Genomic DNA, 16,310 nt, shown 5'->3' with positions numbered 1-16,310 from the left:
TAATATACTATATGCTGGAGTATAAATCATGTGAAAGATTAAGGAGTGCTACATAATATGGAAATTAATGATGTGCAGAAATGGATTAATCATTTTTATGGAGAACGAGGCTGGACTACTTATGGTCCTTTTATAAGAGTGGGATTCTTAATGGAAGAGACAGGTGAAGTAGCACGAGCTGTACGCTCCTATGAAATCGGCAGAGATCGACCGGATGAATCGACTCGTACTCCAGAGCAACTGAAAACCGACTTGATTGAGGAAATCGGGGATGTTCTCGGAAATATCGCATTGTTAGCCGACTTATATGGCATCACTTTAGAAGAGGCTTTTACTGCACATAAAGACAAATTAGTGAAGCGATTTAATTCCTAGGGACGAAGTAATCCTGAAAAAAATAGGACTACAATCGGCACAACCGAATTGTAGCCCTTCATTAATTTACTCTTTATGCCCTGTTAAGCTTTACCGCCTAATGTATGATTCGAAATTGCTTTGATTATGGTTTCCCAATCATCCGGATGGACTTCGTGGCCCGTTCCTTCCAGGGTTAGAAGCGACGCATTAGGAATTTCCGCAGCAAGTGCCAAGCCATGCTCTATAGGAAGCACCGTGTCTTCTGTGCCGTGGATAACCAAAGTAGGAACCATGATATTTTTTGCCTTGCCCTCGTAGTCGTCATCCCCTGTAAGGAGAGAATGATTAAACATGCTAAGCAAGTTGTTGGCACGTTTTATTTCCATCCTTACTTGTTTATACGCTCTTTTCTCATCGAATTTATGTTTTGAACCACAGAGTATGCCGGAACCTGAAACCAAATAATTGGCTACCGCTTCCTCATTAGACCAATCCAGTGTTGCTCCATCTGCATGGAATGCGAGGATCCGCTCATCCATAGGAGGCAAGTTCCGATCATTATCATCAGATTCGAAAAAACTTGATGCGATCAAGGTTAAGGTTAGAACTTTTTGCGGATGACGTGTAGCAAGGACTTGTGCAATCATTCCGCCTAAGGACATCCCAACGATATTTGCCTGTTCAATATTATAGGCGTCTAGTAACCCAGCGGCATCATTAGCCATATCTATCACGGTATAATTGGAACTCCCAGGCTCATAAACAACGGAACGTCCGACATCCCGGTTATCATAACGAATAACGTAACGTCCGGTATCTGCTAATCGCTGACAGAACTCTTCATCCCAATAAACCATAGAACATGTGGCACCCATAATCAGCAATATCGCAGGATTGCTAGGATCTCCAAAACTTTCCGAGCATATATCAATTCCGTTTACTTTTACTATTTTATCGCTCATTGTTCATTCCTCATTTCATTCGAATTTTATCAATGAATGCACAGTTAAATAAGACTCAATACATTTTCAAAAAAATGGATGATGTCATCATTGAATTGCACCTCAAATTAACGTAAACGAATGAATTTGATAATCACGATAAGCACTCTCCTATTCCATATTGAAAGGTTTTTAACCCAATTCCGATTATAACACAAAAAAGCTATCCCCTGATTTTACGGATCAAGGAGATAGCCTTACTATTTTTCGCCACAAAAATATTCGTTAAATAAATACTTCTTCAACAGTCAAATTACGCTCTTTAGATAAGTCTCTGAACGTAGTCTCATTTATTTTTACCAGAGGTTTGAAAATATCCAACGGATTATTCATAATAATCGTACCTTGCTCACCATTGCTAAGCTGAACGCTCTTACCCACAAAATTCGGCAATAAATGTCCGATCAGAGCTTGTACCGCATTTCCATTCAGCTTGCCAAATCCAAGTTCATGTACCTTGCGAAGAACGTTAATCAGGCCTTGTTTCGGTTGATTCGCTCTTCCTAAGGTCATGCCTACATAAGTATTTGCGACAGCAACAATCTGCGTATACGGGTGCAAGTCCTGTTTACGGAGATTGTTAGGATAACCTGTACCATCCTCGAATTCATGATGCTGAAGCGCCACTAGTGCGGTCTTTTCGTCATTCATCGATTTAAGGATAATGTCGTATCCATACGTAGTATGACGTTTTAGTTCTTCTGATTCTTCAGGAGTTAAGTTATCCGTCTTATTTAAGATATGTGGAGCAATCTGGCTTTTTCCGATATCGTGCAAATAACCGGCTCTACTAATCTCAAATCTTTCGGCTTTTGTATGACCTAACCAAGTCGCTATGTAAAAGGATAACAGTCCGACCTGCAATGAATGATTGTATGTACTGATATCATCACGTTCAAGCAGCAATAATAAAGAAACGACATCCTTTTGTTCATCCAATTTCTCCAGCAATGGCTGCAGCGTATTATCAACATCCGACTGCGTAAAGCTACCCTTGCTGAGTGCTTCCAGAAATATAGATTCATAGTTTTGGATGGCTTGATCAAAATTACCATCTATCCCTTGTGCCACATTCATTTCTTCATTATCCAGCGCCATCATGCGTGGTTCAATATCGACATAATCAATCTGATGCCTCATCAGGATGGTGATTTCTTCTCCGTAGACCACTGTCCCCTTCGGAAGCACGTGTAGGCCAACACTATTGAATGTATCTGCTATTAGACAATCGCCATGTTTGAGATCTGTGACATGAGCTTTCAAAATTCAGCACCCCTTACTATATGTAGGTATATTTTACCTTAAGGATAGCTAAATTCTTCCAAAGTAACAATATGGTTAAAGTCTCATTAAACCACTCGGTTAGTTCAAAAGACCCCCGCGACTTCAGCACCCCTAAATCTATTTTTAGAGATTAAGCCTTACATTTATCCGTCTTACACACTACCTAAAAGGGATTGCTAAATTCAGCGATCACTTTCCCAATCAGCTTATCCTTCGACACAAATGGAGTATCCCACAGATGAGCATCATAGCTTATATTCCGGTTATCTCCAAGAAAAAAATAATGATCGGCGGGTACCGTAACCGGTCCAAAAGTGTAATCCATCTGTTCATTGAGGTAAGGTTCGTTAACCATCGCTCCGTTTCGGTAAAGTTCGCCATCTTTAATTTCCAAGGTATCTCCAGGCAGCCCCATTAGCCTTTTTACATATCTTTTATTCTCATCACCAGCTACAGGTGGCGTAAATACAACAATATCTCCATGCTCCAGTGTGGTCATCCATAACATTTTCTCAACAATTAAGCGATCATTGATTTGAATCGTTGGGATCATAGAGCCCGTTGGAACTCGCATGGCTTCAGCAACATAGGTTCTAACAAACAAAGAAATAACCACTGCGATCATAATACTCGGCAACCATTGCTTCATAAATTTCAACATTATTGCTCACCTCGCATTCATTTTAATGAGTCAAACTTTTTCAGCTGGTTCATATTCAGTTCATATTGTCGTCATGTATAGTTCATCTTCATCGGGTAAGCTTCCTTTAGCGACTCGTTAAGGTAGCTAGAATAAAGCGATTAGAACAGGAGAAGATGCGAGTGAAACCAGAAGAAGAGGTTATAAAAAAAAGGATGAATAAACCGCTGAAAATTATACTTATTTCCTTAGGGGCTTTAGCTACTGCAATAGTACTTTTTCTAGTGACTGTTTTTGTCGCTAATATTTTCCTTAATAAATCGGACCAAGCTAAAATAAAACCCTATGGTCAGTCTGTAAGCGTCGACGGTAAAAATATGAATGTTTTGATTCAAGGAAATGGCGAAGAGACGGTCGTACTCTTACCTGGTTATGGAACGGTGGCACCGGGACTTGATTTTAAACTGCTGATAGATGAACTATCTCCATTTTACAAAGTTGTCGCGATTGAGCCTTTCGGTTATGGATTAAGTGATAGAACTGAAAAAGAACGAACCACGGAAAATATTGTAAGTGAAATTCATGAAGCTGTAAAGCAGCTTAATATTGACCGTTATATTCTAATGGCACACTCTATTTCCGGTATGTACAGTTTGAATTATGTGAACAAATATCCAAACGAAGTGAGTGCATTTGTCGGGATTGATAACAGTATTGCAACAGAAGACAGAACAAATGTTAATATACCAACAGGAAAATTAAAACTACTTAGAAAATCAGGCTTGGGCAGATTGTTATTTAAAACAAGTGGAAACCCCTATGTTGGATTGCCGTTTGATGATGAAACTAAAGAACAATTGAGATTATTTACACTTAGAAACACTTATAATTACACTCACTTAAATGAAGTGGAACATATGTCTTCTAATTATAAAGGGGCTCTAAATTCAACTTTTCCAAAGGATCATCCCCTTTTGCTCTTTGTACAAGGGGATGATACTCTCTTAAAAGATTGGATATCATTGCATGAAGAGCAAGTCAAAAATGCTAAACAAGGAAAATTGGTAAAACTTGATGCAGGACATTATCTGCACCATACCAAATCAAAAGAAATCACTGAAAATTTCAAGACATTTATGGAAGAAATAAAATAAAAAGCGTTTCTTCTATTCTCCATGCTGCAGTCATCGTGTGCAAGTTTCCTTGCATTTCATGACGCAGCATTTTTTTCTTAGTATTCAAATCTCGAACCGCTCAATAATTCGATTCATTTCCCCATCAACATCAATCGAAGTATTCTTAGGAATATGAATGACGAACAAACCGCCAAAGATCAACTCACATTTGCCTTCATTCTCTATAATTCTATGTTTAAAATCTGCAATGGCCGTAGAATCAACAGCCTCTTTACTAAGCAGCCAAGCGTATCTTTTGAAAGGAGATTTCTGGACGGTCTCTTGATAATAATAGACTCCATTTTCTTCCTTCACCTGTATAATATCTCCCATTGTAACAGCCGGATTAAAAATCGGTGTCTCTTCAATTCGAAATTTATCTTTGCCAAATGGAGTAACATCGAGGATTTCTATTTCACGGCCATCTGCGTTGAAGCAGATATGGATTCCGGACGATTCTAGCATCGGCACACCTCTATCCTTGTTCAATATCTAATCTTGTTCATTCTAAATAACACAAAACAAAGTAAATACATTAGGCTCGTAATCCCGAACAACCTAAAGATTCCGGGCGTTAATAACATATATAAACTGTAGGGAAAACTCCAGATAAATGCAAGCAGCATTAGCCGACTTCTGTTTAAAAAGACACCTATTGCTAATAACCCCGCCGGTAATAACAACATAATTATACTAATTACAAGAGTGGAGCGATTCGTAATCTCAGCATAAGGATTGATGAATATAAAAATTAGCCATAAAAAAACGGTCATCAAACTAGACATATAACCTATTAGTTTAATGATTGTTAAATTTATGGATGACTCCATCCTATCCCCTCAATTCTTTCGCAATAATTCTCTCCAGCCATTTCCATGGAAGCAGCGTTTTGCCTAAGATTAAGATTCGCGTGCCTTTGCCGATAGGATAACGTAGCCGTGGTGCTTTCATTTCGGTAATACGACCGATAAGATTAGCCACTTGACTAGGGTCAGGCGCTGTCTCAGCAGTATGTTTGGAATATCGTAGCACAGCGTCAAGACGTTCTTTATACGGAGAATCCTCCTTACGTCGAATTTGCTCCATGCCTTTTCCCCATATCGGTGTACGGAAGGAGCCCGGTTCAATTAATACCACCCGTATTCCATAAGGGGACATTTCATGACGCAGGCTTTCGCTGAAACCTTCAACAGCAAATTTAGAAGCTGCATAAGGCGCATAACCTGGAAATCCGGATAATCCGCTTACACTTCCCACATTAATAATCGTGCCGCTCTGCTGTTCTCGCATAATGGGCAGCACAGCTGTTGTCACAGCCACTAATCCAAAAAAGTTCGTCTCCATTTGCCGCCGCCATTCCTCCATAGATATTTCTTCTATGAAACCGCCAATGGCAAAACCTGCATTATTGACTAGAACATCAATTCTTCCAAATGTTTCGTGTACTGAAGATATTGCTGTCTCTATAGAATCGCTGTCGGTGACATCCATCGTCATTAAATGAAGCTGCTTTAAAATTCCTGCCTGCTCTGCCTGCTGCACCAGCTCGGCTTTACGGCTTAAATCACGCATGGTTGCTATCACCTTAAACCCCTGTCCAGCCAATTTGAGCGCTGTCAGCAATCCAAATCCACTGGAGGTTCCGGTAATCAGGGCCACTCGATCGTGCCCATACTCTAGATGTGAACTCATATTTACTCCCCTTTGTATTTCACAATTATAAAAACAAGCAAACAAACGTTCTATTGTCCATTGACTATCCATTAATTTCAAGTTATAGTAAGAGCATCTTTTATATTTCTGTGCGGGAGAAGCACCTCGCAAGACAGGCGTCAATGCCTATCTTGGAGGTGCTTTTTTGCGTATATTAACTAATTCATTAAGGAGCTGAGATGAATGTTTAAACCAAAAGGTACCGTCAGATGTAGAAAGAACATTTTCAGAATTAGGGATTTAAAATGGGTGGCTCAATTAGTGCTGGTAGCAGCTTTCCTAACCTGTAACCTTACACTTGTGTCTGCTGCTACTGGCTGGGATGCCGCGCTGGATGACATTAACAGTCTTCATGGTAATTATACCGCGCTTCAAGCCACCCTCAAGACAGATAACTCAGAAATTCAGAAGTTACGCAAGCAGAATAATGACGCTCTGAAATCTATTCGTTCCGTCATACAGTCAACAGATCAAGCACTGTTAAGCCGCTTATCTTCAGAAGCAACCTCAGTTCAGAAGAAACACGCTCCCCTTCTGGAACAATACAGCACACTCGGTAAACAGTCTACCGCAGCCAAGAAAGCTAAAGACTTGAAAAAAGTCACATTGCTGGAACTGAAGCGTAATAAACTAAAGGCTGCTGTAACCCTGGCCCGAGCCGAAATTAAGACAAAGACAACCGCTTTGGCAGCCGCTCGCAAGCAAACCTCTGCTAAGCTTAAACCCGTCAAAGATGCGTTAGCACCCATCACTGCTTTAAAGAAACAAATAACTGCCGAAAGTAAGAATCTCACTGTCACGCAGAAAGTACGCGCGGATGCTGACAAACAATATAAAGCAGCTGTTAAGCAAGGTGATGCAGTTAGAGCCGCTACAGAATTGAAATCATCCTATGAGCAAATGAAACGAATTCATTCCATGCAGCAGAATATTTACAGCTGGGAGCAGAAGATCTCGCTAGCTCTAAGAGCAGCAGAATCTAAACTTCGCTAATGATTAGCCCCACTGGCTCAAATCAGCTTCACTAACATACTAATTAGCTGGGCTGCGGGCACAATCAGGAGCTGAGCAAATATAGTGCCTACAAATCGAGAACCCATCAATACCACATATATTTTTCCTAGCTGATCACGGTATTCTACATTTTCAGTAGCCTTATGGGTAATAAGACCAAGCTGTGGGTCGATAAATATGGTCAGCAGAATAGTCGCCATACCGTTAATCAGTCCGGAAGCTTGAGAAGCAGTCGTGCTATATTGAGGCATTAGATGAGCAGCATACAAAGATGATATGACACCTACGGTGTAAAAGGCTGTAACAAAAACATTCATCACAATAAATCGTTTAGGAATCCCCAGGTATCTGAAGTTATATAGATTCACTTTTGGTTTTCTTATGTATTTTCTTGTGTTCTTTAGTTGCCCGATCGTTACACTGGTAAGCAGTTTTGGGATAGAACCCTCAATTTCAAGCTTAGAGATGATTCTCCCAAACAAGCCGACAAAGGTAGGAAAAACAGCAATGGCAATTAATGTCCCTAAGGAAGAAGCCAATAATATAATTCTCAAGTAATTTAGAAGCGGAAAATCAGAATGTATTTTGGCATAATCTACGAATTTAGCCGTCAGTGGAGCTTGGATCATATTTGCAGTTCTTGAGACGAGAACAATAATGCCTGTGAGAGATAACGCAATGGCTATCTTGTTCAGCTTCACTCCGGCATATCGTACCGAATACGATAAGGTTTCTGCCGTGTGAATAATCATCGTAAGCAAGCATACCACAATCAAACTATTTACCATTTAAAGGTTCCTCTCCAATAAACACTATTTATCATTTCGGTGCACCTTTTGGTGAAAGTATTGATCCAATCCATAACAAAGGGTAATGCCAACCAAATATCTAACGAGGTCGATCCATAGGAATCCTTTTCCGAGAATTAGACCACCCAATACTGTAGATCGGATGCTGTTGATCCACTCCGCTTGATACAGCTGGCTAAATTCTATGCCGAAGCTAAACACCAAACTCCATACAAAGGCGAGCCTTAGCTTTTGATTTACCAGTAGGACCCGAAACATAAAATAAACCATACTGCCCCAAAGCGCATCTCCGAAATGTCTAGATACAAACAAAGGCAGCTGATTCGTGAATACTCTAGAGCTTAACCCCAATACAATAACAACGAGGCAGATACAAGTATAAAAAAGTCTTTCTTTCAAATCATTGATCCTCATTTCCAACCTCTATCCAGCGTCTGACTTAAAAGTGATGCTTGCGATAATACTAATCATTGCGATATAAAACGGATAAATAATCATGGCTCCTATTATGATCAGTCCTGTTACCGGTGCAGGTTTATCTGCAGGTTCTGTGATTGGGAACCACCAAGCCTGAAATTCTGCTGATTCGATATATATTCAATGGCAGCTCTATTACAATAAACAACATAAAGGCATAAAGTACGCTTAGTGCATTCAGCTTTATAAAATATTTCATCTGTTCAGCACTTCGGAGTCCCACAGCCGCTCCACATGGGTAAGCTCCAATTCTTCAAATTCCAGCTTATAAATATCCGGCTTGGACGTCTGTTCAAAGAACTCATATCCATACTTCTTATCGAAGTAATTCAGGATAATGGTCATGATATTCCCGTGCGTACCTAAAGCGATTTTGCCGCCTTTATGCTGTTTAATTAATTGCTTGATAACAGGAATTGCACGCTCTTGTGCTTCCTGAGTACTCTCTCCATCCGGCATTTTATAATGCTTGTCGCTAAATGATGTCCGAATGCCCTGCAGAAAGTCATCTTCATTAATTTCAATCTCGACACTTCCGATTGCTCGTTCTCTGAGTTCTTCATACAGTTCAATCTCTTGGTTCGAAGCTTCTGCCAAATACTTGATCGTCTCTACGGCTCGTCTATATGGACTGGAGACAAAATGTGTAATTTTCTCCTCCGCCAAAAGCTCTTTGATTCTATAAGCGTCTGCGTGCCCTTTTTTGGATAATCCCCGTTCCCGCTCATTCCCTAATACAAAAGGTGACACTGCATGTCTAACCATATAAATGTAGGTCTTCATGAGGCACTCCTCTCAGTCACTCAAATATCGTTGCAGTCTTCTCTCGGTCTTTTATAAAAATCTCTCTAGGATATAGAATTGCAATCTCTGGCAGCTCGTTCTCTTTGAAAAATTTAAATTCTTCGATCTCCCCATCTATAGCTCTAAGCGTTCCTCTGATGATAGAGCACTCAAATACAATAACCGTATATTCTATCTGATCGCCATTACTATATTCGTATCTATATTTCGCTCCACCAAAAACACCTAAAATAGACGTAGGATGAACCATCAACCCTGTCTCTTCATATACCTCTCTGCGTAAGGTTCTTCCAGGACGCTCCCCTGGCTCAATCGCTCCCGCAGGCAATCCCCACAAAGATTCTCCTGGCTTGCGGATGAATAGAATCTCATCCTCTTTATTTCTTATTACTGCAGCTACGGAAGGCATCATTAATAATTCTGAGCCCACTTTCCCTCGAATTCCTTGATAGTACTCAGACATCGGCATATTGTTCATCCATCCTCTCCGTAAATGGGTTTATAATCTTTCTTTTAAAAAGCTGATCACATTTATTTTCTCACCGTCTGGCTGAACATTACATTGGGATAACTCGACATTAAACCGCTCACCTGTCTCTATTAGTTCAATCGCCTTGCATACATATTCGATCTTCCCAGGACTATTACTCCATGCATCTCTTGTATCATCCTTTACCCAATGAAGCTCTTTACCATTAGAATAGAAATCATGAATTAACTGTCCACTATCCGTGGTTGGCTCAATCAACATCAGGTTATCCCCTTTACCTTCACTAAACCTTTGAACCGTTTCTTTTATCCTGTTTAAATCTTTTTGATCAAAATGTATTAAAATATCATCATGTTTAGACTCATCTGAGCCTGGCTTACCTAGATCGGCCGCCAAAACGCCTACAAGCACAGCAATCATAAACAACTGAACAATGATTATCCATGTTCTAAATTTCATAGTTCCCCCTAATTTCTTTCCTTGGACTTCCCAAAAACCCACTATATGTATATTAGACATCACTATGAAGGAATCCTTTAGATTTCACAATATGCATAGCCAGGGACAAAAAAAAGCTTCCGAACTCAAAAAATCCTGAGCTCCGGAAGCAGTTACAATGAGGTGAGACTTAGTGTTTACCTTTTGTGCCAGCAAGCTGTACGATCATAATGACAAGAACGAGCAAAGCAATGAGCTGATCAATACTCATCTGCGTCCGCCTCCTATCCCAAATGAAGGATGGCTCATCGGACGGCATTTCCTCTCCCAAGGACACTGCTTCGTTCCCCTTATACACACTATGTATCCTGCAGCCTATTTATTACTTAAAGAATAACCTGCCCGTCCATACGTGCGAGTTCCTGCTCGACTTCGTCCAGCTGATCTTCGCCAAATACTTTAAACCCATTTTTCCTCAACAGCTCCGTAGTGGTGCCCTCTCCCGGTGCTTTCGTATCTTTAAAGGTTCCATCATAAATATACAGGCTTCCGCATGAAGGACTGTCTTGTTTTAAAATAGCTAATGCAACCTGATGCTCCCTAGCCAGCTTTAGTGTGGCTTGAGCCCCCTTCATAAATGGCTCGGTAACATCCGTGCCTGCCCCCGTCACTACCCGATCTCCTTGCCGCTGTGCGTCAGGACGAGGGGTTGGCAAACCGCCCACTACCTCTGGACAAATATGGACAAAACGCCCTTCCTCATACCACTTTAGGAATCGGGCATCGAGACACGGAACATCGCCATTATCATAACGTACTTTATGCCCTAACAGACATGCGCTCACTAGAATCTTCCCTGTCATCGTTATCGCCACCAGTCCGTCTAGTATTTAATATATTGCTATATTATTTATGACTAGAAACGGATATGCAATATCGAAATGCCTGTCCACGAAATGTTTGTGCTTGATACACAAAAGAAGACTCATTGTATACATATAGGAAACCATTATTTCTGATATTGAGGGGTTTTCTCCATCCGATATCGGCTCCAGCAGGTCCATAATAAATCCGCCATAAAGTAGAACCCCACGATCGGAAGCACGAATTTCCAAATAGGCTGAACACCCGAATATAAAAGCTCCATAAGCGGCTGAATTACATACACACTAGCTACTGAAAGCCCCCACCAATATAGAGAAAAACGCAGGCAAATATGCCCTTGCAGTTGATAAGACATTCCTGAGTAATCCCACCATTGCTTATGGAATACCGTTTTTAACAGCCAACCGCTTATAAATTCAACAGCAGAAGGAATGATTAGCGCAAGAAATAGGAAAAGCGGAAGTGGCAGCGTCAAATCTCTAGCAATCAATAGCAATAGTGGAGCAAAGCCATACATCGGCTTAAATGGACCTTTTAGAAATCCTTCTTTGCGAAAGCTTCCATTACTGTATAGATTATAGGTCCCTTCCAATACCCAGCCTAAAAAGGAATAGACCATAAAATAAAAAAAGTATTGGCCCACCACAGTAACTGCTATATCTCCACTTAACGAAAATATAGGAATAATCATGACCTAATCCCGCCTCTCGTTGTCATTATTTTCTTAGTCGCCCATCCGGCCCTATTATGTCTTGATCGTTCAGGAAATATGCGCACAAAAAAGACATAACCCAAAAGGTTATGCCTTCATTCCAGAATTTCAGGAGTAAAAGTCTCCCACTCGTTACTTTCTAATTATTTATGCTCTTCTTCATGAGGTGTCGTCAGCAACTGATCGTCGTTTTGTTTCTTCAGTGCATCCATCTTAAGCTCACTGCGTACGCCAAAGTTTGAACCGTACTTTTTCTCAAAGTTTCCTGCGAGAGCCTCACCACGTTTTTGCCGGTAACGGCTGTTCTCATTTCGACTACGCATTCCATTTCCTCCCCATTGGCAAAGATCTGTGAAATTTGCGAAAAGCTAAGACGAACTTGGAGAAAACACTCTGATGAGGTTGTACTTTTATTTATTATACAATACTTACTACAATCATCAACAAAAACAGACTGTCCCCTAAAGGACAGCCTGTCTTCCGAATCATTTACTCCAAATTATCGGGAAGCGGATCTGGGTGTGAGGATTCAGCAGGTTTGGCTACCCACTCATCTGCCTCTGGCTCGATGTCTACACCGTTCTCCATCTTCTTAATTTCAGCTAATGAATCGCCTTCTTTATTTTCCTTGTTGCGGATTTCCGCTTCATCTTGTGTGTGATCGGACATGTGAAATCCTCCTCAGGTGCTTTGCTTTTTTTGTTCCTTAGTTATAGTTACCCGATGGAGTGTTTTGCAAACATAGTCCAATTAAAAGAATAATTTAAGGGTACATCATCCACGCTACAAGTGGGCCGATACAAGAACCAACTATCGCGCATACAGTCATCGCAACCGAGCTCATCGAAACGGATTGTTCACCATATTCCAAGGCCTTTGCTGTTCCTAGAGCATGAGAAGCGGTTCCGAGACCAATTCCGATTCCAACCTCACTACGAATTCTAAACAGCTTGATGATAAAAGGTCCGCCAATCGCACCAGTAAATCCAGCAATCATAACAAATACGGAAGTTAAAGAAGAGTCCCCACCTAAGCTGTTCGAGATCTGTATCGCTACAGGTGTAGTGATCGATTTAGGTAATAAAGATAAAACATATAATTTAGAGAATCCTAGACCTGCCGCCAAAAGCAGTCCACTAAACATCCCTATAAGCAGTCCCACAATCGCTCCGCCCAGAATCGCCGGGAGATTCTCAATCAACACATTACGTTGTTTATATAATGGGTAGGCTAACGAGACTACAGCAGGACCGAGCAGCTGATTAATCCATTGGCCGCCTATCATATATGTATCATACGGAATATGAAAATATAGCAGTAAAGTTACAACAATCACTGTTGCTGTAAGCGCGGGAATAAGTACAGGAATACGAAATCGTCTATATACTACTGACATCATCAAATAAATAGCTAAGTTAAGCAGTACAATACCTGTTGCGATAAAAAACATTATATTTCCTTCCCCTTTTCGCTTAGTCTCTTGCCGCTCCAACCCGCTTTCAGCTTGTTGTTTACACTAGTAAGCCATTGGCTAGAATGTGCAGCTGCGGCAATCGTGAGAACACTGCTAACGATAAGGATTAGGATTAATAGTAAACCTCTACCACTAAAGATATCCATATGATTCACGATCCCAGCTGTCGCTGGAATAAAAAATAACGGAAGATAAGCTAATATCGTTGTTGCACCCTCTTCAATCCACTTCACAGGCACGACCCTGAATAGCAATAGAACAAAAAGTAACAGTAATCCTACGATACTCCCGGACACGGGGAGATGCAGTTGCTTTTGCAGATAGTCCCCAGCCAAGTAGAACAAATATAGCAGGAACACTTGGATAATAATGCGAATGATTTTCATGATGCAGGATCCCTTCATTATTAAGTTAAAGCGATAGCGCTAATATTGAGTCACCTTCATAAGGGTATCAGAGTTTTCATGAAACTTTCAATTACTTTTTGAATCTTATAAGAAATATCGCAAAAAAACCTGCAAAATCCCCAGAATACAGAGACTTTACAGGCTCAAAGATTAAAATTCAATTTCGTTAAACCCACTGAATTACTTGCTCTGCACCTTGACGCGTCTTACCACGTGGTTCATTCAGGCGATATCCGAAAGCTGCCATACAAGAGATTCCAAAATGCTCAGCGTCCATAATACCTTCTTCTGCCAATATCTGCTCAACCTTTGCTTTATCGAAACCTTCTATTGGGCAGGAGTCGATCCCAATTAACGCAGCTGATGTCAGCATATTCCCAAGTGCCAGATAAGTCTGCCGGCAGCTCCATTCGAACATCGCCCGCTCATTCGCCATCAGTCCGAAATCAACCTTCAAGAACTTATCAAAAACTTTACGTTTTCCTTCCATTACTTGCGGAGGCAACTCCTGCACATTCTCCATGATCCCTTTAATATAATCGGAGTCAGCAGCCATATCTTTAGGAAGACGTGAGAGAATAAGCACAAAATGGCTTGCGGTTGCCAATTGCTTTTGTGCTCCCCAGGCATTAGGACGTAATTTCTCACGTACTTCCGGACTTTGCACTACCACAAAACGCCAAGGCTCGAATCCGAATGAACTTGGTGACAATCGTCCAGTTTCCAATATAAATTGAAAGTCCGATTCACTAATTTTTTTATGGCTATCGAATTCTTTAGTTGCATGTCTGAACTGATATGCAGACAGGATTTCATTCTTGTTTAACGATAAAGTATCCATGAGTAACACTCCCTTTACTTGATTAGAATCGACGGGCATTTGACTGTTTGCCGATCACATGCTTAATATTAGTATATATATCACTTCTTTAAAAGTACGCACAATAATGTTATGTAGTATACAAAATGATACCATGGGAGTTGAACAGCTATGCGTGACCGAAAAGGTGGCTTCGGAAATTTCCCGGAAAGCAATAAAGAAGCTTGCCCTGTAGAATTCACACTGGACGTTATAGGAGGCAAATGGAAAGGAATTCTCATCTATCACTTGATTGATGGCACGAAACGTTTTAACGAATTCCGCCGGATCTGCCCGGGAATTACCCAACGTATGCTGACCCTGCAACTAAGAGAGTTGGAAGAGGATGGGGTTGTACACCGTGAGGTCTACCATCAGGTTCCCCCAAAAGTCGAATACTCTTTAACTGAATTCGGCAAGACACTGATTCCTATTATTAAACTCATGAAAGATTGGGGCGAGGTGTACAAAACAAAACAGCTTTCCGCAGAAAGCTGTCCTGAAAGTACAGATATAACGGTGTAGCTTAATGCTGCACCTTTTATTTTTCCCCATTAAAAAACGCTTCCGCCTTTTCCTTATGTTCGTTGGTTACCTGACCGGATATCGCTTTAATGCCTGCTGCGATAATCGCTGCATCATCTGTAAATCCAAGGCCTAGAATCGCATCGGGTATAGCATCTATAGGAGAAATAAAATAAGCCAATGCACCGAAAGCAATTCCTTTCGCCCATAAAGGTGTCTTAGCGTCGACGGCACAATAATACATCGCGATAGCATCTTTAGTAAATGGAATTTTGCCTGCAAACTTTTTAGTTTTCGTCCAAAAATTTTGCGTTACCATTTCCTCATTTTCTTTGCTATATGGAAATTCCTCTGCAGTGAGCTCCATGCTATTCTTGACCTTATCTTTCTTCATTGCCGGTTCCCTCCGAAAGGTTCATATGACGTACATACCTAAAGTATTCCCTCAATTGAGGTTTATATCTTTAAGATAAACTAAAGTCCGTATCCTGAACCTACTTACGATTAATCGATTGCTTTGATTTTCGTTAAATCGCTGCTGCATAACACTTCAAGATTATTAAAGATTCGCTCTGCATCCCAATCCCACCACTTCAGCGCTTCAAGATATTCGATCATTTCATCATCAAAACGTTGTCTAATCACTTTGCAGGGATTTCCTCCAGCTACACTATACGCCGGAATATCCTTTACAACTGTAGAATTGGCTGCGATAACTGCTCCATTTCCAATACGCACACCTGGCATAACCGTAACATTTTGTCCAATCCAAACATCGTTTCCGATGACTGTATCGCCTTTTAGCGGCAGATCTTTTAAATCCGGGACCGCCTGTTCCCAGCCATGTGCCATAATATTAAACGGATAGGTCGAAACCGAATTCATCCGGTGGTTGGCACCATTCATGACAAATTCAATGCCTTTGGCAATCGCGCAGAATTTTCCAATAATAAGCTTGTCGCCAATAAAATCATAATGATGAGTCACACGTTCCTCAAACTTCTCTGCACCGTTTATATCATCATAATAGGTATAATCGCCAACAATGATATTGTCTCTTGTAATCGCATTTTTTATATAGCAGATACTTTTAATTTGTTCATTGGGATAGAGCGTATTCGGGTTCGGTCCATATTGTTTCATAGTTTACGCCTCGCTCTCTTTTGGATAAAACATAGCAGAGATCAGAGCTGAATTCAAATAATGTACGATTTATAAACAAAAAAAGCGGCCACCTGCTGGTAAC

General features: G+C 40.7%; 24 protein-coding genes. 4 read left to right on the top strand and 20 right to left on the bottom strand.

The window, feature by feature from the left end; all coding sequences use genetic code 11:
- Positions 1–57 precede the first annotated feature (57 nt).
- A complete protein-coding gene (locus tag NSQ66_RS11290; RefSeq protein WP_076142003.1) occupies positions 58–375 on the top strand; it encodes a MazG-like family protein in 318 nt (105 codons plus the stop codon).
- Positions 376–458: 83 nt separating this feature from the next.
- On the opposite strand, the gene NSQ66_RS11285 is transcribed toward NSQ66_RS11290, so the two are convergent.
- From NSQ66_RS11285 to lepB, 3 genes are all read right to left on the bottom strand, one after another.
- Positions 459–1,319, bottom strand: coding sequence for an alpha/beta hydrolase (locus tag NSQ66_RS11285; RefSeq protein WP_076142004.1), 861 nt, complete (start codon positions 1,317–1,319; stop codon positions 459–461).
- Positions 1,320–1,583: 264 nt separating this feature from the next.
- A complete protein-coding gene (locus NSQ66_RS11280) occupies positions 1,584–2,621 on the bottom strand; it encodes an HD domain-containing phosphohydrolase (protein ID WP_036689800.1) in 1,038 nt (345 codons plus the stop codon).
- A 184-nt stretch (positions 2,622–2,805) separates the two neighbouring features.
- Entirely contained in the window at positions 2,806–3,303 is a 498-nt protein-coding gene (lepB, locus tag NSQ66_RS11275) for a signal peptidase I (protein ID WP_076142005.1), read from the bottom strand.
- 155 nt (positions 3,304–3,458) lie between these two features.
- Between lepB and NSQ66_RS11270 the strand changes: the two genes are divergently transcribed.
- Positions 3,459–4,436 carry an alpha/beta hydrolase gene (locus NSQ66_RS11270; RefSeq protein ID WP_076142006.1) on the top strand — a complete coding sequence of 326 codons (978 nt, stop codon included), beginning with the start codon at positions 3,459–3,461 and terminating at the stop codon, positions 4,434–4,436.
- Positions 4,437–4,520: 84 nt separating this feature from the next.
- On the opposite strand, the gene NSQ66_RS11265 is transcribed toward NSQ66_RS11270, so the two are convergent.
- Together NSQ66_RS11265 and NSQ66_RS11260 are read right to left on the bottom strand one after the other, a co-directional pair.
- Positions 4,521–4,922 (bottom strand): DUF4265 domain-containing protein, encoded by a 402-nt coding sequence (locus NSQ66_RS11265; protein ID WP_036689795.1) that lies wholly within the window; start codon positions 4,920–4,922, stop codon positions 4,521–4,523.
- A gap of 366 nt (positions 4,923–5,288) precedes the next feature.
- Positions 5,289–6,149 (bottom strand): SDR family oxidoreductase, encoded by an 861-nt coding sequence (locus NSQ66_RS11260; protein ID WP_038570030.1) that lies wholly within the window; start codon positions 6,147–6,149, stop codon positions 5,289–5,291.
- A gap of 204 nt (positions 6,150–6,353) precedes the next feature.
- Here NSQ66_RS11260 and NSQ66_RS11255 point away from each other — a divergent pair, with 204 nt between their 5' ends.
- Positions 6,354–7,163: a hypothetical protein gene (locus NSQ66_RS11255; protein ID WP_141118583.1), complete on the top strand. Its 810-nt coding sequence runs from the start codon at positions 6,354–6,356 to the stop codon at positions 7,161–7,163.
- Positions 7,164–7,180: 17 nt separating this feature from the next.
- On the opposite strand, the gene NSQ66_RS11250 is transcribed toward NSQ66_RS11255, so the two are convergent.
- From NSQ66_RS11250 to NSQ66_RS11190, 13 genes are all read right to left on the bottom strand, one after another.
- On the bottom strand, positions 7,181–7,972 hold the full coding sequence (locus NSQ66_RS11250) for a lipid II flippase Amj family protein (RefSeq protein ID WP_036689792.1): 792 nt from the start codon (positions 7,970–7,972) through the stop codon (positions 7,181–7,183).
- Between the two features lie 24 nt (positions 7,973–7,996).
- Positions 7,997–8,392 (bottom strand): DUF2809 domain-containing protein, encoded by a 396-nt coding sequence (locus NSQ66_RS11245; RefSeq protein WP_036689831.1) that lies wholly within the window; start codon positions 8,390–8,392, stop codon positions 7,997–7,999.
- 273 nt (positions 8,393–8,665) lie between these two features.
- Positions 8,666–9,253 (bottom strand): histidine phosphatase family protein, encoded by a 588-nt coding sequence (locus tag NSQ66_RS11240; RefSeq protein WP_076142007.1) that lies wholly within the window; start codon positions 9,251–9,253, stop codon positions 8,666–8,668.
- A gap of 16 nt (positions 9,254–9,269) precedes the next feature.
- Complete coding sequence (locus NSQ66_RS11235) at positions 9,270–9,743, bottom strand: NUDIX domain-containing protein (RefSeq protein ID WP_076142030.1); 474 nt, start codon at positions 9,741–9,743, stop codon at positions 9,270–9,272.
- Between the two features lie 30 nt (positions 9,744–9,773).
- On the bottom strand, positions 9,774–10,223 hold the full coding sequence (locus NSQ66_RS11230; RefSeq protein WP_076214438.1) for a DUF4362 domain-containing protein: 450 nt from the start codon (positions 10,221–10,223) through the stop codon (positions 9,774–9,776).
- Between the two features lie 169 nt (positions 10,224–10,392).
- Positions 10,393–10,539, bottom strand: a complete 147-nt coding sequence (locus NSQ66_RS11225; RefSeq protein ID WP_155288116.1) for a hypothetical protein — start codon at positions 10,537–10,539, stop codon at positions 10,393–10,395.
- A 49-nt stretch (positions 10,540–10,588) separates the two neighbouring features.
- Complete coding sequence (locus NSQ66_RS11220) at positions 10,589–11,065, bottom strand: DUF523 domain-containing protein (protein ID WP_036689786.1); 477 nt, start codon at positions 11,063–11,065, stop codon at positions 10,589–10,591.
- Positions 11,066–11,211: 146 nt separating this feature from the next.
- Positions 11,212–11,778: a putative ABC transporter permease gene (locus tag NSQ66_RS11215; protein WP_036689784.1), complete on the bottom strand. Its 567-nt coding sequence runs from the start codon at positions 11,776–11,778 to the stop codon at positions 11,212–11,214.
- Between the two features lie 164 nt (positions 11,779–11,942).
- On the bottom strand, positions 11,943–12,122 hold the full coding sequence (locus NSQ66_RS11210) for a hypothetical protein (protein WP_038570027.1): 180 nt from the start codon (positions 12,120–12,122) through the stop codon (positions 11,943–11,945).
- A 166-nt stretch (positions 12,123–12,288) separates the two neighbouring features.
- Positions 12,289–12,468, bottom strand: coding sequence for a hypothetical protein (locus tag NSQ66_RS11205; RefSeq protein WP_036689781.1), 180 nt, complete (start codon positions 12,466–12,468; stop codon positions 12,289–12,291).
- 94 nt (positions 12,469–12,562) lie between these two features.
- Positions 12,563–13,249 carry an LrgB family protein gene (locus NSQ66_RS11200; RefSeq protein ID WP_076142009.1) on the bottom strand — a complete coding sequence of 229 codons (687 nt, stop codon included), beginning with the start codon at positions 13,247–13,249 and terminating at the stop codon, positions 12,563–12,565.
- Positions 13,249–13,659: a CidA/LrgA family holin-like protein gene (locus tag NSQ66_RS11195; RefSeq protein WP_036689778.1), complete on the bottom strand. Its 411-nt coding sequence runs from the start codon at positions 13,657–13,659 to the stop codon at positions 13,249–13,251. Before NSQ66_RS11195 ends, NSQ66_RS11200 begins: the two co-directional genes overlap by 1 nt.
- A gap of 187 nt (positions 13,660–13,846) precedes the next feature.
- Entirely contained in the window at positions 13,847–14,521 is a 675-nt protein-coding gene (locus tag NSQ66_RS11190) for an NAD(P)H-dependent oxidoreductase (protein WP_036689777.1), read from the bottom strand.
- 150 nt (positions 14,522–14,671) lie between these two features.
- Between NSQ66_RS11190 and NSQ66_RS11185 the strand changes: the two genes are divergently transcribed.
- The gene (locus NSQ66_RS11185; protein WP_036689775.1) at positions 14,672–15,064 is read left to right on the top strand and encodes a helix-turn-helix domain-containing protein; all 393 of its coding nucleotides are present in this window, start codon (positions 14,672–14,674) and stop codon (positions 15,062–15,064) included.
- 16 nt (positions 15,065–15,080) lie between these two features.
- On the opposite strand, the gene NSQ66_RS11180 is transcribed toward NSQ66_RS11185, so the two are convergent.
- Positions 15,081–15,458: a YkvA family protein gene (locus NSQ66_RS11180; RefSeq protein WP_080742463.1), complete on the bottom strand. Its 378-nt coding sequence runs from the start codon at positions 15,456–15,458 to the stop codon at positions 15,081–15,083.
- A gap of 110 nt (positions 15,459–15,568) precedes the next feature.
- Positions 15,569–16,207, bottom strand: coding sequence for a Vat family streptogramin A O-acetyltransferase (locus NSQ66_RS11175; RefSeq protein WP_036689774.1), 639 nt, complete (start codon positions 16,205–16,207; stop codon positions 15,569–15,571).
- Positions 16,208–16,310 lie beyond the last annotated feature (103 nt).

This window comes from Paenibacillus sp. FSL H3-0329, assembly GCF_037963285.1.
In the GTDB taxonomy this organism is placed as follows: domain Bacteria; phylum Bacillota; class Bacilli; order Paenibacillales; family Paenibacillaceae; genus Paenibacillus_AQ; species Paenibacillus_AQ odorifer.
This window is presented reverse-complemented; position numbering and strand designations above follow the sequence as displayed.

Excerpts from the sequence above, each read along its gene's own strand:
- NSQ66_RS11260 (WP_038570030.1), bottom strand. The coding sequence starts at position 6,149 with ATGAGTTCACATCTAGAGTATGGGCACGATCGAGTGGCCCTGATTACC.
- NSQ66_RS11185 (WP_036689775.1), top strand. The coding sequence starts at position 14,672 with ATGCGTGACCGAAAAGGTGGCTTCGGAAATTTCCCGGAAAGCAATAAA.
- NSQ66_RS11255 (WP_141118583.1), top strand. The coding sequence starts at position 6,354 with ATGTTTAAACCAAAAGGTACCGTCAGATGTAGAAAGAACATTTTCAGA.
- NSQ66_RS11285 (WP_076142004.1), bottom strand. The coding sequence starts at position 1,319 with ATGAGCGATAAAATAGTAAAAGTAAACGGAATTGATATATGCTCGGAA.
- NSQ66_RS11240 (WP_076142007.1), bottom strand. The coding sequence starts at position 9,253 with ATGAAGACCTACATTTATATGGTTAGACATGCAGTGTCACCTTTTGTA.
- NSQ66_RS11270 (WP_076142006.1), top strand. The coding sequence starts at position 3,459 with ATGCGAGTGAAACCAGAAGAAGAGGTTATAAAAAAAAGGATGAATAAA.
- NSQ66_RS11180 (WP_080742463.1), bottom strand. The coding sequence starts at position 15,458 with ATGAAGAAAGATAAGGTCAAGAATAGCATGGAGCTCACTGCAGAGGAA.
- NSQ66_RS11250 (WP_036689792.1), bottom strand. The coding sequence starts at position 7,972 with ATGGTAAATAGTTTGATTGTGGTATGCTTGCTTACGATGATTATTCAC.
- NSQ66_RS11210 (WP_038570027.1), bottom strand. The coding sequence starts at position 12,122 with ATGCGTAGTCGAAATGAGAACAGCCGTTACCGGCAAAAACGTGGTGAG.
- NSQ66_RS11215 (WP_036689784.1), bottom strand. The coding sequence starts at position 11,778 with ATGATTATTCCTATATTTTCGTTAAGTGGAGATATAGCAGTTACTGTG.
- NSQ66_RS11200 (WP_076142009.1), bottom strand. The coding sequence starts at position 13,249 with ATGTTTTTTATCGCAACAGGTATTGTACTGCTTAACTTAGCTATTTAT.
- NSQ66_RS11205 (WP_036689781.1), bottom strand. The coding sequence starts at position 12,468 with ATGTCCGATCACACACAAGATGAAGCGGAAATCCGCAACAAGGAAAAT.
- NSQ66_RS11190 (WP_036689777.1), bottom strand. The coding sequence starts at position 14,521 with ATGGATACTTTATCGTTAAACAAGAATGAAATCCTGTCTGCATATCAG.
- NSQ66_RS11230 (WP_076214438.1), bottom strand. The coding sequence starts at position 10,223 with ATGAAATTTAGAACATGGATAATCATTGTTCAGTTGTTTATGATTGCT.
- NSQ66_RS11235 (WP_076142030.1), bottom strand. The coding sequence starts at position 9,743 with ATGCCGATGTCTGAGTACTATCAAGGAATTCGAGGGAAAGTGGGCTCA.
- lepB (WP_076142005.1), bottom strand. The coding sequence starts at position 3,303 with ATGTTGAAATTTATGAAGCAATGGTTGCCGAGTATTATGATCGCAGTG.
- NSQ66_RS11175 (WP_036689774.1), bottom strand. The coding sequence starts at position 16,207 with ATGAAACAATATGGACCGAACCCGAATACGCTCTATCCCAATGAACAA.
- NSQ66_RS11220 (WP_036689786.1), bottom strand. The coding sequence starts at position 11,065 with ATGACAGGGAAGATTCTAGTGAGCGCATGTCTGTTAGGGCATAAAGTA.
- NSQ66_RS11265 (WP_036689795.1), bottom strand. The coding sequence starts at position 4,922 with ATGCTAGAATCGTCCGGAATCCATATCTGCTTCAACGCAGATGGCCGT.
- NSQ66_RS11195 (WP_036689778.1), bottom strand. The coding sequence starts at position 13,659 with ATGAAAATCATTCGCATTATTATCCAAGTGTTCCTGCTATATTTGTTC.
- NSQ66_RS11290 (WP_076142003.1), top strand. The coding sequence starts at position 58 with ATGGAAATTAATGATGTGCAGAAATGGATTAATCATTTTTATGGAGAA.